The organism is Achromobacter anxifer (assembly GCF_903652925.1).
GTDB classification, from domain to species: Bacteria; Pseudomonadota; Gammaproteobacteria; order Burkholderiales; family Burkholderiaceae_B; genus Achromobacter; species Achromobacter anxifer.
The window spans coordinates 1-17,301 of sequence record NZ_CAHLAR010000010.1 but is presented as its reverse complement, the minus strand read 5'-3'; the positions used below and the strand labels follow the sequence as shown (position 1 = coordinate 17,301).

Sequence of the window (17,301 nt, the reverse complement as noted above, 5' to 3'; positions counted from 1 at the left end):
CACCTTACTGTCCCCGAGTTACTATTGCGGCTTCATCTGACAGCCGCCATGATCGAATTCCAGCACGTATTCAAATCATATGGTCGCGGCCGCAATATCCTGGCCGACATCAACTTCCGCGTGAGCGCGGGAGAGTTCGTTTTCGTATCCGGGCCGTCCGGCGCCGGCAAGTCCACACTGCTCAAGCTGATCGGCGGGCTGGAGCCCGCCAGCCGCGGCTCGATCCAGGTCAACGGCCAGCGGCTGGACAAGCTGCCGGCGCGCGCCCGGCCGTACCTGCGGCGCGCCGTCGGCGTCATCCTGCAGGACACGCACCTGCTGTTCGATCGCAGCGCGTTCGAAAACGTCATGCTGCCGCTGGCGGTCACGGGCCATGCCTGGGACTCGGCCGCGGCGCGCGCCCGCGCCGCGCTGGACAAGGTGGGGCTGTCCGGCAAGGAAGACCTGAATCCGATCGAATTGTCCGGCGGCGAACAGCAGCGCCTGGCGATCGCGCGGGCCATCGTGAACCGGCCCGCCATCCTGATCGCCGACGAGCCCACCGCCAACCTCGACCACGACAACGCGCAGCGCATCATGAATGTGTTCCGCGACTTCAACCGCGTCGGCGTGACCACGCTGATCGCTTCGCACGACCAGGACCTCATGGCGCGCTACGCCACCCGCACCCTGCGCATCGACCCGGGCAAGTTCGCTGACTCCCAGGGTCCGGGAACGCCGCAGCCCGAGGGCGGCGCGGGGCAATCCGGTATCGGACAGCAGCCGGGCGCCGCGTCCGGCCGCGCCTATCCGGGAGAATCCGCATGAACGCCTGGCTGCGGCAACACCGCTACGCGCTCCTGGTCACCCTGCGCCGGCTGATCAAGCAGCCGTTCTCCTCCCTGGCCAACCTGCTGGTCATGGCCCTGGCCCTGGCCCTGCCGCTGCTGGGCAGCGCCATCCTGGTCTCGGTCCAGCCGGTGGCACGGCAGATGTCCGTCACGCCTGAAGTCACCGTCTTCATGCGCGTGGACGCCCCCGCGGGCGCCGCCGCGGACGTGGCCAAGCGCATCCAGGACGAATACAAGGACGACATCCGCGCCGTGCGCGTGGTGGGCCGCGAGGACGCCCTGGCCGACTTGCGCGCCAACCCGGCCTGGCAGCAGGCGCTGGCCGTGCTGCCGGGCAATCCGCTGCCGGACGCGGTGGTGGTCACCCTGGCCGACGGCGACAACCTGGCCGGCCGCGCGGACAAACTCGCCGCGTCCTGGAAGCAATGGAACCACGTCGACCTGGTGCAGCTGGACAGCGCCTGGGTGCAGCGCCTGGAGGCGATCCTGCGCTTCGCCCGTATCGGCCTGGGCTTCCTGGCCGCCTGCGTGGCGGTGGTGGTGCTGGCGACCGTCTTCAATACCGTGCGCATGCAGGCGCTCTCGCAGCGCGAGGAAATCGGCGTGGCCCGGTTGGTGGGCGCCACGGAATCCTTCGTGCGCCGGCCGTTCCTGTATCTGGGCGCGCTCTCGGGCGCTGTGGCGTCGCTGCTGGCCATCGGCGTGGCGGCGATCGCTCTGTCCCCATTGAACGACGCCCTGGTCGGGCTGGCCCGCAGCTACGGGGCGGAATTCGCCCTGCACCTGCCCGGCCCCGCGGTGCTGATCGGCGCGGTGGTCGCTTCCGGCGCCCTGGGCGCCTTGTCGGCGCGCTGGTCCGTCACCCGCAGCACGCGCTTCTGAGCCACGGCGCCTCAGGCGCCGCACAAAGGCTCCGTTTGAAGCCCCTTCTTCCCCGAGATCCGGGGAACGACTTCCGCCCGCTTGTGTAGGATGCCTGCATGCCTGCCAGCGGGCGGTGGCGTCCGCGCCTGGCGGCAATACAGGACGAATTACTGTGTCCGTTACACAGCATTTCTCCCGCTGGAAGCTTGAGTATGCAAGAATAAAGCGACATTTTATTACATATTTTGATACATTTTTGTTCCCGTGCAGCCAAATTCGTGTCCCAATCGCCGTTCTTGCCTTTAATCGAGTCCCATGGCCGCCCGTCTTGAAGCCCGTGCAACGCGCCACTATTTCGATAGCGCGTTCCAGTGTCAGGCGGTGAAAGTACTGCCCAACGAGTACTACGTCACCAACGAAGACCTGATGATCTCGACCGTCCTGGGGTCTTGCGTCGCCGCCTGTATCCATGACCCGATCACGGGCGTGGGCGGCATGAACCATTTCATGCTGCCCGAAGGCGACATGCAGTCGCCCGCCTCGGCCACCATGCGCTATGGCGCGTTCGCCATGGAAGTGCTGATCAACGAACTGCTGAAGGCCGGCGCCGTGCGCGACCGCCTGGAGGCCAAGGTGTTCGGCGGCGGCGCGGTGCTGTCCGCCATGCAGCAGATGAACATCGGCGAGCGCAACGGCCAGTTCGTGCTGCAGTACCTCAAGACTGAAGGCATTCCCGTCAAGGCGCAGGACCAGGGCGACGTGCACGCGCGCCGCATCAACTACTTCCCCCGCGACGGCCGGGTGATGGTCCGCAAGATGGCGCCGCACCACCAGCGCGCCGAGGAAATCATCGCCAAGCGCGAACAGGCCGCGGCCCAGAGCGTGCAGGCCAAGACCGAAAGCCCGCAGCGCGTGGAACGCTTCACCCGGCCGCCAGGGGTGGAACGCTTCGACCGGCCCGGGGTAGAGCGTTTCGACCGCCCTGGCGTGGAACGCTTTGATCGTCCGGCCCGCCCGGGCGTGGAGCGCTTCGACACGGGCCTGACCCGCCGCCGCCGCACGGAAACCACGGGCAGCTGAGCCGGCTGCGCGCCTACAATCAGTGCATGTCCACCGTACGCCTGTTCTTCGCCCTGTGGCCTGCCCCCTCGCTGGCGGCTACGCTCGCGGCCTGGGCGGAACAGGCCAGGCCCAGTTGCGGCGGACGCGTCATGCGCACCGAGACCCTGCACCTGACCCTGGCGTTCCTGGGGCCGGTGGACGCGGCGCTGGCCGACGAACTGGCCGCCGCCACCCCCGAACGGCGCCTGGCGCCCGATGACATGACGGTGGACCGCTATGGCGTCTTCGGCCGCCAGCGCATCCTGTGGGCCGGCCCCGGCGACACGCCGCCCGGCTTGCAGGCCGCCCACGACGAACTGTGGTCATGGCTGTCGGGCTACGGCTTGGCCGCGCCGCCCCAGCCCTTCCGCCCGCACGTCACCCTGCTGCGCAACATCGAGCACGCCACGCCTCCAGCCGACGCGCCCGCGCCCCTGGCATGGCGGTATGACCGCATGGTGCTGGTCGCGTCCGAATCGCAATCCGGCGGCAGCCGCTACCGCATCGTGGCGCAGTCCCGGCCGCAAGGCGCCTGACACCCCGCTCTGGCACAATCGCCGGGTTGCCACCACCCGGGATCGCCATGATCATCCTGCTGGACCAAGACGGCGTGCTCGCCGACTTCGAACACGCCTTCATCGACGCCTGGCGCGCGCGCCACCCGGACATCCCGCCGGTGGCGTTCGAGGACCGCAAGTCCTTCTACATCCGCCAGGATTACGCTCCCGAATTGCGCGGCATGGCCGAAGCCATCTACACGGCGCCCGGCTTCATCCGCGACCTGCCGCCGGTACCCGGCGCGCTGGAAGCCGTGAAGGAATTGCTGGCGCTGGGCATGGACGTGCGCATCTGCTCCTCGCCCCTGTCGCAGTTCGAAAATTGCGTGGCCGAAAAGTACCTGTGGGTGGAAAGGCACCTGGGGCGCGAAGCCACCAACCGGCTTATCCTGACCAAGGACAAGACGCTGGTGCACGGCCATCTGCTGATCGACGACAAGCCCCTGATCGAGGGCGCCATGAAGCCGCGCTGGAAGCACATCCTGTTCGACGCTCCCTACAACCGCGAGGTCTCGGACCGCCCCCGCATCAGCTGGCAGAACTGGCGCAACGTGCTGGCCGGAGAGCTGTATACGGCAGACGAGTGAGTCCTGTTCAGCCGCCGTGATTTGGGACTATTCTGTGTTGCAGTACCCCCCACCCCGGAGGAACCCGCGCCATGAATCTGTACCGCCTGCTGAAGCAGCGAGAAGCCGATCACAAGCCCTTGCGTGTTGCCCTGCTGGGCGCCGGAAAGTTCGGCGCGATGTTCATGAGCCAGGCCCCGCGCACCCCGGGAATGCGGCTGGTCGCGGTCGCCGACCTGGTGCCCGACCGGGCCCGCGCGGCGCTTACCCGGGTGGGCTGGCCCGCCACCGCGCTCAACGCCGCCAGCACCAATGACGCGCTGAAGAACGGCAAGGTCTACTTCTGCGACGATCCCCTTGCCGTCATCGCCAGCCCCGACGTGGACATCGTCATCGACGCCACCGGCCAGGCCGCCGCCGGCATCAACCACGTGCTGGCCTGCTGCGAATACGGCAAGCACATCATCATGGTCAACGTCGAGGCCGACGCGCTGGCCGGCCCGCTGCTGGCGCGCCGCGCTCGCGAAGCCGGCATCGTCTATTCCCTGGCCTACGGCGACCAGCCGGCCCTGATCTGCGAAATGGTGGACTGGGCCCGCGCCAGCGGCTTCGAGGTCATGGCCGCGGGCAAGGGCACCAAGTACCTGCCGGAATTCCATACGTCCACGCCGGACACCGTCTGGCCCTACTACGGCTTCACCGCCGAAATGGTCGCGGCGGGCGATTTCAACGCGCAGATGTTCAACAGCTTCCTGGACGGCACCAAGAGCGCCATCGAAATGGCCGCGGTCTCCAACGCCACCGGGCTGCTGCCTTCGCCTTCGGGCCTGCATTTTCCGCCCTGCGGCGTGGACGACCTGGCCCGCGTGCTGCGCCCGCGAGAAAGCGGCGGCATCCTGCACCATCGCGGCCAGGTGGAGGTGATCTCCTCGCTGGAGCGCGACGGCCGCCCGGTGTTCCGCGACCTGCGCTGGGGCGTCTACGTGACCCTGGCCGCCGACAGCGACTACGTGCGCCGTTGCTTCAAGGAATACGGACTGGTCACGGACCCCAGCGGCAACTACACCGCCATGTACAAACCCTATCACCTGATCGGGCTGGAACTGGGCATCAGCGTGGCCAGCGTGGGCCTGCGGCGCGAGCCCACCGGCGCGCCCGCCGGCTGGCACGGCGACGTGGTCGCCACCGCCAAGCGCGACCTGCCGGCCGGCCAGATCCTGGACGGCGAGGGCGGCTACACGGTGTATGGCCGGCTGATGCCGGCGCGCGACTCGGTGGATGAGGGCTATCTGCCGCTCGGCCTGTCGCACCAGGTCAAGCTGAAGAACCCGGTGCGGCAGTCGCAGGCGATCCGCTGGAGCGACGTGGAATACGACGACAGCGCCACCGCGGTGCAATTCCGCCGCGAGATGGAACAGACCTTCGCGTAAGACCGGCCCGCGCCGCGGCACACGCAGTGCGGGCCTTGCGTCCTAGACCGGCGCGGGCCGCTCGGCCTGGAACAGGCGCAGGCGATCCGCGGCATTGCGCAGGTGCTGGTCAGCGGCGCGGCCGGCGGCGTCCGGATCACCCGCGTCTATGGCCGCGAAGATCGCCTGGTGTTCGCTCTGCACCGCGGCCATGCGTTCGGTGTACATGCGCGCCGTGTTGTTGCGCGCGCTGCGGATGACCCGGCGCACATTGGCTTCCAGGTAATCGTTCAGGGCCACCAGATGCGGGTTATGCGTGGCCTGCACGATGGCATGGTGGAACTGGTAGTCCTCTTCATCGCCCAGCTTGTCATTGAGCAGCGCATATTCCATGCCCACCAGCGCCTGGCGCATCTTCTTCAGGTCCGCGTCGGTGCGGCGCTGCGCCGCATAGCGCGCGGCGGTCACTTCGATGGACAGCATCAGCTCCAGGATGTGTTCCAGGTCCTGGTTGTCGCCCGGTGTGGGCGCGGCGATGCGGAATGCATTCTTCTGGAAGTTCGGATCGACGAAGACGCCGCTGCCCTGCTGCGACGTGATCAGGCCTTCGGACTTCAGGCGGGCCAGCGCTTCGCGCACGACGGCGCGGCTGACCGAGTAGGTTTCGGTCAGCTGCTTTTCCGTGGGCAGGCGATCGCCGGGCGCGAGCACCCCCTGGCGGATCTGCTCCGCCAGCGCGTCGCCCAGCGCCGCCGAAAGCGAACTCTTGGGTGCGGCGCGCTGCGGATCCTGTTCTTGGTTAGGCTGCATGTCGAATGGATGGAACGTGTAGGCGGCGCGCGTGCGCGCCGCCCCGTGTTTATGGAAGGAAGCCCTGTTCGGCTGGCCGCGGCCCCGACCGCTGGCGCCAGCCTCGGACTTTACGCGATATAGATGCCGCCGTTGACCTGCATGACTTCGCCCGTGACGAAGCCGGCCAGCGGCGAGCACAGAAAAGCGATGGACCCGGCGATTTCCTCGGCCGTGCCGTAGCGGCGCAGTGGCGTGCTTTCCAGCAGCTGCGCGCCCTTCTGCCCGATCAGGTCCTGCGTCATCGAGGTGGCGATGATGCCGGGCGCCACCGCGTTCACGCGGATCTGCGGCGCCAGCTCCAGCGCCAGGCTGCGCGTGAAGCTCTGCACCGCGCCCTTGGACGCGGAATAGGCCGCGTGCGCATAGCTGCCGCGCTGGGCCGCCAGCGAGGTCAGCAGCACGATGGAGCCGTCGTGGCGCAGATGGCGCTGGGCCGCGCGGCACACATAGAAGGTGCCGTCCAGGTTCACGCGCATCAGCGTGCGCCAGGCCTCGTCGCTGGTGTCCTTGACCAGGTTTTCGGGATAGATGCCGGCGCAATGCACCAGGTGGTCCAGCCCGCCGAAATGCTTGGCCGCCGCCTCGAACACGCGATCGCACTCGGCCGAGTTCGACACGTCCAGCATGCGGGTGTAGACGCGCTGCCCGCTGGGGTCCAGCTCGGCCGCCACCTCTTCCAGGCGCGCGCTGTCGATGTCGGTCAGCACCAGCCGGGCGCCATGCGCCGCCATCAGGCGCGCCGTGGCCAAACCGATGCCGTTGCCCGCGCCGGTAATGACGGCAACCTTTCCTTCGAACGAAATCATTCTGTCTCCTGAAGCACTCGTACGCGGGCGAGAACGCCTTTCCGGCGGCCACGGCAATTCCGATTGGACTCCCGAAACGGCCGCTTGACACGAGAAAAACGCTTGCCCTATGATTTATCTGACAACTTAATAAAGTTGCCTGACAACTTATTCCGAAAGCGTAAAGCAACTGCCGCTTCGAGGCAAGAGAGTCAGGAACGACACGGCGGCAAGCCGCTACCCAGGCAGGGGACAATCAGGTGGAAATCACCGGCAGCACTACCGTTTTCGCGATCGCGGCGGACCCGATCGCGCACGTCAAGACGCCCCAGCGGCTCAATGCCCTGCTGCGCGAGCGCGGCGTGGACGCGGTCATGGTCCCGTTCCATGTGGCTCCCGACGCGCTGTCCGGCCTGTTCGCCGGCATCCGCGGCCTGGCCAACCTGGGCGGCATCGTGGTGACGGTGCCCCACAAGGAAAATGCCGCCGCCCTGTGCGACGCCCTGACGCCCTCGGCCCAGCTGAGCGGCGCGGTCAACGCGGTGCGCCTGCGCGACGGCGTGCTGACGGGCGGCAACTTCGACGGCCTGGGTTTCGTCGCCGGCCTGCGCAGCCAGGGCCACGATCCGGCCGGCCGCCATGTCTACCTGGCCGGCCTGGGCGGCGCGGGCAAGGCCATCGCCTGTGCCATCGCCGACGCCGGCCCCGCCAGCCTGCGCCTGTACAACCGCAGCGCCGACAAGGCCGCCTCTTTCGCCGCCCATCTGGGCCGCCAATATCCCGGCCTGGCCATCAGCGTGGCCAGCGCCGCGCCGGAGGCCTGCGACATCGCCATCAACGCGACCTCGCTGGGCCTGAACGACACCGATCCCCTGCCCTTCCAGCTGGACGCGCTTGCCGCCGGCACCGTCGTCGCCGACGCCGTCATGAGCCGCGTCGACACGCCCCTGCTGCGCGCCGCCGCCGCGCGCGGCTGCCGTACGCATCCGGGCCTCTACATGCTGGAAGGACAGATCGCCGAGATTGCCCGCTTCCTGGGCATAGAAGAACCGCGCCGGGGCCTGTCCGCCCGCGCGCCTGCCTGATCCACGAATTCACCACACTCCCGTCCCACGGAGGAGACACGCATGAAATTGGCTTTCACCACCGGCCTGCTGTGCCTGGCCGGCATCGCCGCATCGGCCCAGGCCGCGCCCGTCAAGATCGGCCTGATCGAGACGCTGTCCGGCCCCCAGGCCTCGACCGGCCTGATGTTCCGCGCCGCGGTCAAATATGAGCTGGACCGCATCAACGCCGCCGGCGGCTGGAACGGCCAGCCGCTGGAACTGGTCGAGTTCGACAACCAGGGCGGTCCGGTGGGCGCGTCCGACCGCTTCCGCGCCGCCGCCGCCGAAGGCGTGCAGATCCTGGTGCAAGGGTCCTCGTCGGCCATTTCCGGCCAGCTGACCGAAGACGTGCGCAAGCACAACCTGCGCAACCCGGGCAAGGAAGTCGTGTTCCTGAACGTGGGCGGCGAGGCGCTGGAACTGACCGGCCAGAAGTGCCACTTCTACCATTTCCGCTTCACCACCAATGCCGACCTGCGCGTGAAGGCGCTGGCCTCGGTCATGTCGGCCGACGGCACGCTGGGCAAGCGCGTGTACGCCATCAACCAGAACTACTCCTGGGGCCAGGACATGGAAGGCGCCACCGAGCGCTTCGCCAAGCAGTACGGCTATGAAGTGGTCGGCAAGACGCTGCACGAAGTCAACAAGATCCAGGACTTCGCGCCCTACGTCGCGCGCATCCGCTCGTCCAACCCGGACACCGTCATCACCGGCAACTGGTCCAACGACCTGCTGCTGTTGATGAAGGCCACGCAGGCCGCCGGCCTCAAGGTCCGCTTCGCCACCGTGTTCCTGGACCAGGTGGGCAACCTGGCCAACGCCGGCGACGTCGCGCTGGGCCACTACATCGCCCACCCGTACAACATCGAGGCCGCGGGCGAGGAAGGCGCCAAGTTCGCCGAGGACTACAAGGCCAAGACCGGCCACTACCCCAGCTACACCGAGCCGCAGACCGTCATCGGCATCCACTTCCTGGGCGAGGCGCTCAAGCAAGTCAAGCCGCAGGACGGCAAGCTGTCCGTTCCGGAACTGGCCCGCGCGCTGGAAAAGGTCACCTATACCTCGTCCTTGGGCACCTACACGATGCGCGCCGAAGACCACCAGGTGCAGCTGCCCATGGTCGTGTCCAAGGTGAGCAAGAACGCCAAGTACAAGGCCGACGGCACCGACATGGGCTTCGAGCCGGTGAAGGTGCTGGCCGCGGCCGACGTGTCGGCGCCGCCGCAGGCGACCTGCAAGATGCAGCGGCCGAATTGATGGGTTAGCGCGGCCGGACCGTCAGCTTGCGCGTGACGGTCCGGCCGCCCGCAACCCCTCATCGCCCCTGGCAACCCCAATAAGCGCACCCCCGGCGCGGGCCGGAAAAACCCTGGTGCGCAATCGCTCGCAAGACGTCCGTCGTCTTAGCGCAAGAATCCTGGAGCGGACATGGAATACTTTACCGTCTCGCTGTTGAACGGCGTGATTTACGGCCTGCTGCTATTCATGGTGTCGGCAGGCCTGACACTGATTTTCGGCATGATGGGCGTGCTCAACTTCGCGCACGCCTCGTTCTACATGATAGGCGCCTATGCCGCCTACACCCTGACGCCCGTCATCGGCTTCTGGGCCGCGCTGGTCCTGGCCACCCTCATCTCCGGCCTGCTGGGCATGGGCGTGGAACGCTACTTCCTGCGCCGCGTCCACAAGTTCGGCCATGCGCAGGAACTGCTGGTGACCTTCGGCCTGGCCTTCATCGTGGCCGAGCTGATCAAGCTGTTCTACGGCGACTTCCCGGTCGACTACCGCGTGCCGCAGTTCCTCAACTTCGCCGCCTTCCGCGTGTTCGACGCCGACTACCCCTTCTACCGCCTGCTGATGGGCGGCGTGTCGCTGGCGATGTTCGCCGTGATCTATCTGCTGCTGTCGCGCACCCGCGTCGGCATCGTGGTGCGTTCGGCCATCTACCGTCCGCGCATGGCGGAAGCGCTGGGCCATAACGTGCCCCTGGTGTTCATGAGCGTGTTCGGCGTGGGCGCCGCCATGGCCGGCCTGGCCGGCGCGGTGGCGGGCGCCTTCTACACCACCAACCCCAACATGGCGCTGGAACTCGGCGTGCTGGTGTTCGTCGTGGTCGTGGTGGGCGGCCTGGGTTCGCTCGAAGGCGCCATGATCGCCTCGCTGCTGATCGGCCTGATCAGCTCCTTCTCGGTCGGCATCGACGCCAGCCTGGCGTCCCTGTTCGGCCTGTTCGGCGCCGGCGAGTGGGCCGAAAGCGTGGGCGGCCTGATGACCGTGAAGATCTCCAGCCTGGCCGCGACCCTGCCCTTCCTGCTGATGCTGGTGGTGCTGCTGGTCAAGCCCTCGGGCCTGAAGGGAGAGCAGGCATGAGCCAGACCCGCAACACTTCCGCAATCCTCGTCCTGATCCTGTGCGTGGCCGCGCTATGCGCCCTGCCCTGGCTGCTGCCTCCGGGCCAGCTGGTGGCGGCGGTGCAGATGCTGATCGCCGCGCTGTTCGCCTGCGCCTTCAACCTGCTGGCGGGCCAGGGCGGCATGCTGTCCTTCGGCCACGCCGCCTACTTCGGCGTGGGCACCTTCGCCACCATCCACGCCATGAACGCGCTGGGCGGCGCGGGCCTCTTGCCAACGCCGCTGATGCCGCTGGCGGGCGGCGTGGCCGGCCTGCTGTTCGGCCTGGTCGCGGGCTGGTTCGCCACCATGCGCGCCGGCGTGTACTTCGCCATGATCACGCTGGCGCTGGCTGAACTGCTGCACGCGCTGGCGCCGCACTTGAAGGGCGTATTCGGCGGCGAGGCGGGCGTGTCCGCCATGCGCATGCCGGCCTGGGGCTTCACCTTCGGTTCCGACATCGAAGTCTATTTCCTGGTGCTGGCCTGGGTGCTGGTGTCGCTGGCCGCGCTTTACGGCCTGACGCGCACCCCGCTGGGCCGGCTGACGCTGGGCCTGCGCGAGAACGCCCACCGCCTGCGCTACCTGGGCTACCGGCCGCACACGCTCAAGACCCTGGTGTTCGCGCTGTCCGCCATGTTCGCCGGCATCGCCGGCGGCCTGCAGGCGCTGAACATCGAGGCCGGCAACTACGTGCTGTTCGACGTCAAGCTGTCCACCGACGCGGTGCTGTTCGCCTACATCGGCGGCGTCAACGCCTTCCTCGGCCCGGTGCTGGGCGCGTCCATCCTGACCTTCCTGTCGCAGACCCTGGCCGACATCACCCGTTCCTGGCTGCTGTACCAGGGCATCCTGTTCGTGCTGGTGATGCTGTTCGTGCCGGACGGCCTGGTCGGCCTGGTGCAGGGCTCAGCCCGCTCGCTGCGCGAGCGCGGCCTGGGCAACTGGCTGCCGCGCGCCGCGGTGTCGGTCGCGGGCGGCCTGCTGCTGACCTGCGCCACGGTCTTCACGGTGGAACTGCTGCAACGCATGTTCGCCCGCGACTACCGTTCGCTGCTGGCGATGAACCCCGAGGCCGGCTGGCCCGACATTTCCCTGTTCGGCCACGACTGGGCGCCGCTGGCGCTGTCGACCTGGCTGATTCCGCTGGCGCTGTTCGCCGCGGGCCTGGCCGCCTGCCGCTGGGCGCTGGCCCTGTGGCGCGACGACGACCAGGCCGCGCCGGCGCTGGAGGCCGCAAAATGAGCCACGAGATCCTGACCCTGACCGATGTGCGCAAGTCCTTCGGCGACGCGCAGATCATCCGCGGCGTGAACCTGAAGGTCGAAGCCGGCGAACGCCACGCCGTCATCGGCCCGAACGGCGCGGGCAAGTCCACCCTGTTCCACCTGATGTCGGGCTCGTTCGCGCCGACCTCGGGCGACATCAGCCTGCATTCGCGCTCCATCGGCGGCCTGCCGCCTGAACGCATCAACCGCCTGGGCCTGGCCCGCTCGTTCCAGATCACCAACGTGTTCCCGCGCCTGTCGGTGCGCGAGAACCTGAGGCTGGCGGTGCTGCGCATGCATGGCCTGGTCTACAACTTCTGGCGTCCCATCGCGCGCAACCGCGCCGTCAACGAGGACGTGGACCGGCTGCTGGAAAAGGTGCGGCTGGCCGACAAGCAGCACACCGCCGCCGGCGACCTGAACTATTCGGAACAGCGCTCGCTGGAAATCGGCATGACGCTGGCCTCGCGCCCCAGAGTCATCCTGCTGGACGAACCCATGGCCGGCATGTCGCAGCACGAGGTGGACTACACGGTCGAACTGATCAAGGACGTGACCCGCGACTGCACGCTGCTGATCGTGGAGCACGACATGCAGGTGGTGTTCTCGCTGGCCGACCGCATCAGCGTGCTGGTCTACGGCGAAATCCTCGCCACCGGCACGCCTGCCGACATCCGCGGCGACGCCCGCGTGCGCGAAGCCTACCTGGGAGAGGAAACGGTATGACGACGCAATCCCCCTTGCTGAGCCTGCAAGGCGTGCACGCCCACTACGGCAAGAGCCACATCCTGCACGGCATCGACCTGACGGTCGGCCGCGGCGAAGTCGTGAGCCTGCTGGGCCGCAACGGCGCCGGCCGCTCCACCACCATGAAAAGCATCATGGGGCTGGTGGACGTGACCGGCGGCCGCATCAGCATCGAAGGCCGCGACATCACCAACAAGCGTCCCTTCGAGGTCGCCCGCGCCGGCCTGGGCTTCGTGCCGGAAGAGCGCGAGGTGTTCGCCAACCTGACCGTGGACGAGAACCTGCGCATGGGCGAACAGCCCAGGCGCGACGACGCGCCTTTCTGGTCGGTCGAGCAGATGTTCGACTACTTCCCGCGCCTGAAGGAGCGCCGCGGCACCAAGGCCGGCAACCTGTCTGGCGGCGAACAGCAGATGCTGACCATGTGCCGTTCGCTGCTGGGCAATCCCAAGGTCATGCTGATCGACGAACCCACCGAAGGCCTGGCGCCGAAGATCGTGGAAGTGATCGCCGACGTGATCCGCGACATCCACAAGCGCGGCGTGTCCGTGGTGCTGGTGGAACAGAAGCTGACCATCGCGCTGAAGGTCTCCACCCGCGTCAGCGTGATGGGCCACGGCCGCATCGTTTTCGAAGGACCGCCCGCGCAGCTGCATGAGCGCCAGGACGTCGTCCAGGAATGGCTGGCGGTCTGATCCGCCGGCGCGCACACCTATCAAAGAGGCACACATCTTGGACCAAACCTCAGAAGTCATCCATCCCGACCTGCGCGGCCAGAGCGTCGTGATCACCGGCGGCGCCAAGGGCATAGGTCTGGCCACGGCGCAGGCCTTCGCCCGCCAGGGCGCGCGCGTGGCGCTGCTGGACATGGACGCCACGGCCCTGGACGCAGCCGTCGCCGGCCTGGCCGCGCTGGGCGCCGAAGCCCTGGCCGTGCAGGCCTCGGTCACCGACGCCGATGCGGTCGAGCAGGCCTTCGCGCAGGTCGAAAAGGCCTGGGGCCGCATCGACGTGCTGGTCAACAACGCCGGCGTCTCGGCCAACAAGCCCACGCTGGAAGTCAGCGTGGACGAATGGCGCCGCGCCGTCGACATCAACCTGACCGGCGTGTTCCTGTGCGCCCAGGCCGCCGGCCGCCGCATGGTGCCCGCGGGCGCCGGCACCATCATCAACCTGGCCTCCATGTACGGCGTGGTGGCGGCGCCGGACCGCGCCGCCTATTGCGCCACCAAAGGCGCGGTGGTGCTGCTGACCGAGACCCTGGCAGTGGAATGGGGCCCCGCGGGCGTGCGCGTGAACGCGTTGGCGCCGGGCTACGTGGAAACGGACCTGGTGCGCGACCTGGCCGCGCGCGGCCGCCTCGACCCCGAGCGCCTCAAGCAGCGCACGCCGCTGCGCCGCCTAGCGCAGCCGGCCGAAATGGCCGACCTGGCGGTGTTCCTGGCCTCGCGCCAGGCCGCCTACATCAACGGACACACCCTGGTGGCCGACGGCGGCTGGAGCCGCTACAGCTACCTCTAATCGCAAGAACGCATACACACATCTCTGGAGATTCACTCATGGCCACCCACCAACCGCTTGAGCCCCAAGCGCCCTGGCGGCAACTGACGGTAGACGCCAAGGACTGGCAACAGGCGGACCCGGCCCTGCTGGGCACCATGCTGACCCAGCTGCACTGGATCCGCGCCTTTGAAGAAGCCGTGCTCGATCTGGCCGCCGAAGGCCTGGTGCACGGCCCCGCGCACTCGTCCGTGGGCCAGGAAGGCGGCGCGGTCGGCTCCGTGCTGGCGCTGGGCGCCGGCGACCAGATCAACGGTTCGCACCGCGGTCACCACCAGTTCCTGGCCAAGGCCCTGCAGCACGTCGCGCCGCTGGGCCTGGACCCGCGCAATCCGCTCACGCCCGCCATCGACGAAGTGCTGCAGAAGACGCTGGCCGAGATCATGGGCCTGGCCCAGGGTTACTGCCGCGGCCGCGGCGGCAGCATGCACCTGCGCTGGCTGGAGGCGGGCGCGCTGGGCACCAACGCCATCGTCGGCGGCGGCGTGCCGCTGGCCGCCGGCGCGGGCTGGGCGCACAAGCACGCCGGCACCGACCGCGTTGCCGTGACCTATTTCGGCGATGGCGCGGTCAACATCGGCTCCGTGCTGGAGACCATGAACCTGACCGCGGCCTGGAAGACGCCGCTGTGCTTCTTCATCGAGAACAACCGCTACGCCGTGTCCACCACGGTCGAAGAGTCCACCGCCGAACCGCGCCTGTCGGCGCGCGGCCTGGCCTTCAACATTCCGTCCTGGAAGGTCGACGGCATGGACCCGCTGGCGGTCTACCTGGCCATGTCCGAAGCCGTGGCGCACATGCGCGCCGGCAACGGTCCCACCATCGTGGAAGTGGACGTGTACCGCTTCTTCCACCAGAACGGCCCCTTCCCCGGCAGCGCCTTCGGCTACCGCAGCAAGGACGAGGAAGCGCAATGGCGCCGCCGCGACCCGCTGGACAGGATCGCCGCGGAAATGATCGGCCGCCAACTCATCACGCAAGCCGAAGTCGACGCCCTGCGCCAGCGCTGCAAGGACGTGATGAAGGACGTTTCCGGCCGCCTGACCGAAGCCGCCGACGGCGGCAAGCGCCGCGTGCGCGCCGACCTCTGGCCCAGCCCGGACTTCCGCGACGTGGGCCTGCGCAGCGACGGCTCGGAACTGGCCGGCCTGCGCTACCAGGAAGCCGCCGACCACGCCGGCCAGTCCACCGAGCGCAAGTTCGTGGACGCGGTGGCCGACGTGCTGGACCGCCGCATGGAAACCGACCCCGGCGTGGTGGTGCTGGGCGAGGACGTGCACCGTCTGAAGGGCGGCACCAACGGCGCCACGCGCGGCCTGAAGGACAAGTATCCCGACCGCGTGCTGGGCACTCCCATTTCCGAGAATGCCTTCGCCGGCCTGGGCGGCGGCCTGGCCATGGATGGCCGCTACCGGCCCATCGTGGAGTTCATGTATCCCGACTTCATGTGGGTCGCGGCCGACCAGATCTTCAACCAGATCGGCAAGGCCCGCCACATGTTCGGCGGCGACATCGACGTGCCCTTCGTGCTGCGCACCAAGGTCGCCATGGGCACGGGCTACGGCTCGCAGCACTCGATGGACCCGGCCGGCATCTTCGCCACCGCGCCCGGCTGGCGCGTGGTCGCGCCGTCCACGCCCTACGAATACGTCGGCCTGATGAACACCGCGCTGGCCTCCAAGGACCCGGTGCTGGTGATCGAGCACGTGGACCTGTACGCGTCCTCGGGCGAGGTGCCCGCGGACGATCTGGACTACGCCATTCCGTTCGGCAAGGCGCGCGTGCGCCGCGCAGGCAACAAGGTCACCATCCTGACCTACCTGTCCATGGTCAGCCGCGCGCTCAAGGCGGCGGAAGCCGCCGGCGTGGACGCCGAAGTCATCGACCTGCGCACGCTGGACCGCGCCAGCCTGGACTGGGACACCATCGGCGCCAGCATCATGAAGACCAACAACGTGCTGATCGTGGAGCAAGGCGCGCGCGGCACCTCCTACGGCGCCATGCTGGCCGACGAGATCCAGCGCCGCTACTTCGACTGGCTGGACCAGCCGGTCAAGCGCGTGACCGGCGGCGAAGCCTCGCCCAGCATCTCCAAGGTGCTGGAGCGCGCGGCCTTCGCCGACACCGAGGAAGTCATGGCCGGCCTGGCCGACGTGCTGGCCGACCTGGGAGAACAGGCATGACCCTGCACATGACCGTGCCGATGGAAGTCGGCATCTGCTGCGCCGACCTGGACGCGCTGCTGGCGTTCTATACCGGCGTCGTGGGCCTGAAGCTCGTCAACCGCGTGAACGTGCCGGCCGACAAGGCGCAGGCTACCGGCCTGACGCGCCATGGCTACGACGTGGCGCGCCTGCAGACCAGCTACGGCGAACGCATCAAGCTGCTGCAGCCCGCCGCCGCGCCCGAAGCCGCGGCGCGCGGCGCGGCCATCCTGGACCGCCAGGGCGCCACCTACCTGACCTTCATCGTGCGCGACCTGCCCGGCGTGGTGCGCGACCTGGAAGCCAAGGGCGTGGTTTTCGACAGCAAGCCGGCGCCCATGGAAGTGCGTCCCGGCACCTGGCTGGCGTTCTTCCGCGACCCCGAAGGCAATGTGCTGGAACTGGTCGAATACGACGATCCCGCCACCTACCGGCCCGACCTGGCCGGCGCCGCAGAATAGGACGAACATCGTGGCACACCTCATCAAGCTCCCCTCCGTTGCAGCCGACACCTCGGGCGGCACGCTGCACCAGTGGCTCAAGAAAGAAGGCGACACGGTCGCCGTGGGCGACGCGCTGGCGGAAATCGAAACCGAGAAGGCCATCGTCGAGATCAATGCCGAACAGGCCGGCGTGCTGGGCCGCATCGTGGTCCAGGCCGGCGCCGCCTCGGTGCCGGTGAACACCGTGATCGGCGTGCTGTTGGCGCAGGGCGAGGACGCCTCGGCCATCGACCGCGCGCTGGCCGAAGCCGGCGCCGCGCAGCCCGCCGCGGCTGTCCCGGCCGCTGCCGCCGCTTGCGCCGTGGTTCCGGCCGGCAGCGCTGCCGCCGCTACTCCCGCCCCTGCTCCGACCTCGGTCAACGGCTCTACTGCCTCTGCTCCAGCCGGCGCCGCAACCGCGCCTCGCGCCGGGGCCGCCGCGGACAACGCTGCGGTTCCCGGCGGACGCCTGTTCGCCAGTCCGCTGGCGCGCCGCCTGGCCGCGCAATGGCATGTGGACCTGCTGGCCGTGGCCGGCACCGGCCCGCACGGCCGCATCGTGCGCCGCGACGTGGAAGCC

18 protein-coding genes are annotated in these 17,301 nt (G+C 68.5%); 16 read left to right on the top strand and 2 right to left on the bottom strand.

Going from position 1 to position 17,301, the window contains the following annotated elements; genetic code table 11:
* Positions 1–48 precede the first annotated feature (48 nt).
* The 6 genes from HWY37_RS26020 to HWY37_RS25995 all read left to right on the top strand — a co-directional run bounded on the left by HWY37_RS26020 (position 49) and on the right by HWY37_RS25995 (position 5,348).
* Positions 49–807 (top strand): cell division ATP-binding protein FtsE, encoded by a 759-nt coding sequence (locus HWY37_RS26020; RefSeq protein ID WP_175210149.1) that lies wholly within the window; start codon positions 49–51, stop codon positions 805–807.
* Positions 804–1,712: a cell division protein FtsX gene (locus tag HWY37_RS26015; protein ID WP_175210151.1), complete on the top strand. Its 909-nt coding sequence runs from the start codon at positions 804–806 to the stop codon at positions 1,710–1,712. Before HWY37_RS26020 ends, HWY37_RS26015 begins: the two co-directional genes overlap by 4 nt.
* Before the next feature lie 297 nt (positions 1,713–2,009).
* Complete coding sequence (cheD, locus tag HWY37_RS26010; RefSeq protein WP_176090180.1) at positions 2,010–2,774, top strand: chemoreceptor glutamine deamidase CheD; 765 nt, start codon at positions 2,010–2,012, stop codon at positions 2,772–2,774.
* Between the two features lie 26 nt (positions 2,775–2,800).
* Positions 2,801–3,331, top strand: a complete 531-nt coding sequence (gene thpR / locus HWY37_RS26005) for an RNA 2',3'-cyclic phosphodiesterase (RefSeq protein ID WP_176090179.1) — start codon at positions 2,801–2,803, stop codon at positions 3,329–3,331.
* A gap of 47 nt (positions 3,332–3,378) precedes the next feature.
* On the top strand, positions 3,379–3,939 hold the full coding sequence (locus HWY37_RS26000) for a 5'-3'-deoxyribonucleotidase (RefSeq protein ID WP_175210157.1): 561 nt from the start codon (positions 3,379–3,381) through the stop codon (positions 3,937–3,939).
* A gap of 71 nt (positions 3,940–4,010) precedes the next feature.
* Positions 4,011–5,348: an NAD(P)H-dependent oxidoreductase gene (locus HWY37_RS25995; RefSeq protein WP_175210159.1), complete on the top strand. Its 1,338-nt coding sequence runs from the start codon at positions 4,011–4,013 to the stop codon at positions 5,346–5,348.
* Between the two features lie 42 nt (positions 5,349–5,390).
* On the opposite strand, the gene HWY37_RS25990 is transcribed toward HWY37_RS25995, so the two are convergent.
* Together HWY37_RS25990 and HWY37_RS25985 are read right to left on the bottom strand one after the other, a co-directional pair.
* Positions 5,391–6,137, bottom strand: coding sequence for a FadR/GntR family transcriptional regulator (locus tag HWY37_RS25990; RefSeq protein WP_176090178.1), 747 nt, complete (start codon positions 6,135–6,137; stop codon positions 5,391–5,393).
* Positions 6,138–6,247: 110 nt separating this feature from the next.
* Positions 6,248–6,985 carry an SDR family NAD(P)-dependent oxidoreductase gene (locus tag HWY37_RS25985; protein WP_175210163.1) on the bottom strand — a complete coding sequence of 246 codons (738 nt, stop codon included), beginning with the start codon at positions 6,983–6,985 and terminating at the stop codon, positions 6,248–6,250.
* Positions 6,986–7,224: 239 nt separating this feature from the next.
* Between HWY37_RS25985 and HWY37_RS25980 the strand changes: the two genes are divergently transcribed.
* The 10 genes from HWY37_RS25980 to HWY37_RS25935 all read left to right on the top strand — a co-directional run.
* Entirely contained in the window at positions 7,225–8,049 is an 825-nt protein-coding gene (locus HWY37_RS25980) for a shikimate dehydrogenase family protein (protein ID WP_176090177.1), read from the top strand.
* Positions 8,050–8,091: 42 nt separating this feature from the next.
* Positions 8,092–9,327: a branched-chain amino acid ABC transporter substrate-binding protein gene (locus HWY37_RS25975; protein ID WP_175210167.1), complete on the top strand. Its 1,236-nt coding sequence runs from the start codon at positions 8,092–8,094 to the stop codon at positions 9,325–9,327.
* 171 nt (positions 9,328–9,498) lie between these two features.
* Positions 9,499–10,440 (top strand): branched-chain amino acid ABC transporter permease, encoded by a 942-nt coding sequence (locus HWY37_RS25970; RefSeq protein ID WP_176090176.1) that lies wholly within the window; start codon positions 9,499–9,501, stop codon positions 10,438–10,440.
* The gene (locus tag HWY37_RS25965) at positions 10,437–11,705 is read left to right on the top strand and encodes a branched-chain amino acid ABC transporter permease (RefSeq protein ID WP_175210185.1); all 1,269 of its coding nucleotides are present in this window, start codon (positions 10,437–10,439) and stop codon (positions 11,703–11,705) included. Before HWY37_RS25970 ends, HWY37_RS25965 begins: the two co-directional genes overlap by 4 nt.
* Positions 11,702–12,454 carry an ABC transporter ATP-binding protein gene (locus tag HWY37_RS25960; RefSeq protein WP_175210186.1) on the top strand — a complete coding sequence of 251 codons (753 nt, stop codon included), beginning with the start codon at positions 11,702–11,704 and terminating at the stop codon, positions 12,452–12,454. Before HWY37_RS25965 ends, HWY37_RS25960 begins: the two co-directional genes overlap by 4 nt.
* Complete coding sequence (locus HWY37_RS25955; protein WP_175210187.1) at positions 12,451–13,170, top strand: ABC transporter ATP-binding protein; 720 nt, start codon at positions 12,451–12,453, stop codon at positions 13,168–13,170. The genes HWY37_RS25960 and HWY37_RS25955 overlap by 4 nt, the downstream gene beginning before the upstream one ends.
* A gap of 37 nt (positions 13,171–13,207) precedes the next feature.
* A complete protein-coding gene (locus tag HWY37_RS25950; RefSeq protein WP_176090175.1) occupies positions 13,208–13,996 on the top strand; it encodes an SDR family NAD(P)-dependent oxidoreductase in 789 nt (262 codons plus the stop codon).
* A gap of 38 nt (positions 13,997–14,034) precedes the next feature.
* Positions 14,035–16,218, top strand: coding sequence for an alpha-ketoacid dehydrogenase subunit alpha/beta (locus HWY37_RS25945; RefSeq protein ID WP_175210189.1), 2,184 nt, complete (start codon positions 14,035–14,037; stop codon positions 16,216–16,218).
* A complete protein-coding gene (locus HWY37_RS25940; protein WP_175210191.1) occupies positions 16,215–16,700 on the top strand; it encodes a VOC family protein in 486 nt (161 codons plus the stop codon). Before HWY37_RS25945 ends, HWY37_RS25940 begins: the two co-directional genes overlap by 4 nt.
* 10 nt (positions 16,701–16,710) lie before the next feature.
* Positions 16,711–17,301: biotin/lipoyl-containing protein (locus HWY37_RS25935; protein WP_176090174.1), on the top strand; the 591-nt coding region annotated here is incomplete at its 3' end.

Coding starts and splice junctions, on each gene's coding strand:
- HWY37_RS25995 (WP_175210159.1), top strand. CDS start 4,011: ATGAATCTGTACCGCCTGCTGAAGCAGCGAGAAGCCGATCACAAGCCC.
- HWY37_RS25965 (WP_175210185.1), top strand. CDS start 10,437: ATGAGCCAGACCCGCAACACTTCCGCAATCCTCGTCCTGATCCTGTGC.
- HWY37_RS26015 (WP_175210151.1), top strand. CDS start 804: ATGAACGCCTGGCTGCGGCAACACCGCTACGCGCTCCTGGTCACCCTG.
- HWY37_RS25955 (WP_175210187.1), top strand. CDS start 12,451: ATGACGACGCAATCCCCCTTGCTGAGCCTGCAAGGCGTGCACGCCCAC.
- HWY37_RS26020 (WP_175210149.1), top strand. CDS start 49: ATGATCGAATTCCAGCACGTATTCAAATCATATGGTCGCGGCCGCAAT.
- HWY37_RS25960 (WP_175210186.1), top strand. CDS start 11,702: ATGAGCCACGAGATCCTGACCCTGACCGATGTGCGCAAGTCCTTCGGC.
- HWY37_RS25970 (WP_176090176.1), top strand. CDS start 9,499: ATGGAATACTTTACCGTCTCGCTGTTGAACGGCGTGATTTACGGCCTG.
- HWY37_RS25945 (WP_175210189.1), top strand. CDS start 14,035: ATGGCCACCCACCAACCGCTTGAGCCCCAAGCGCCCTGGCGGCAACTG.
- thpR (WP_176090179.1), top strand. CDS start 2,801: ATGTCCACCGTACGCCTGTTCTTCGCCCTGTGGCCTGCCCCCTCGCTG.
- HWY37_RS25985 (WP_175210163.1), bottom strand. CDS start 6,985: ATGATTTCGTTCGAAGGAAAGGTTGCCGTCATTACCGGCGCGGGCAAC.
- HWY37_RS25990 (WP_176090178.1), bottom strand. CDS start 6,137: ATGCAGCCTAACCAAGAACAGGATCCGCAGCGCGCCGCACCCAAGAGT.
- HWY37_RS25940 (WP_175210191.1), top strand. CDS start 16,215: ATGACCCTGCACATGACCGTGCCGATGGAAGTCGGCATCTGCTGCGCC.
- HWY37_RS26000 (WP_175210157.1), top strand. CDS start 3,379: ATGATCATCCTGCTGGACCAAGACGGCGTGCTCGCCGACTTCGAACAC.
- HWY37_RS25975 (WP_175210167.1), top strand. CDS start 8,092: ATGAAATTGGCTTTCACCACCGGCCTGCTGTGCCTGGCCGGCATCGCC.
- cheD (WP_176090180.1), top strand. CDS start 2,010: ATGGCCGCCCGTCTTGAAGCCCGTGCAACGCGCCACTATTTCGATAGC.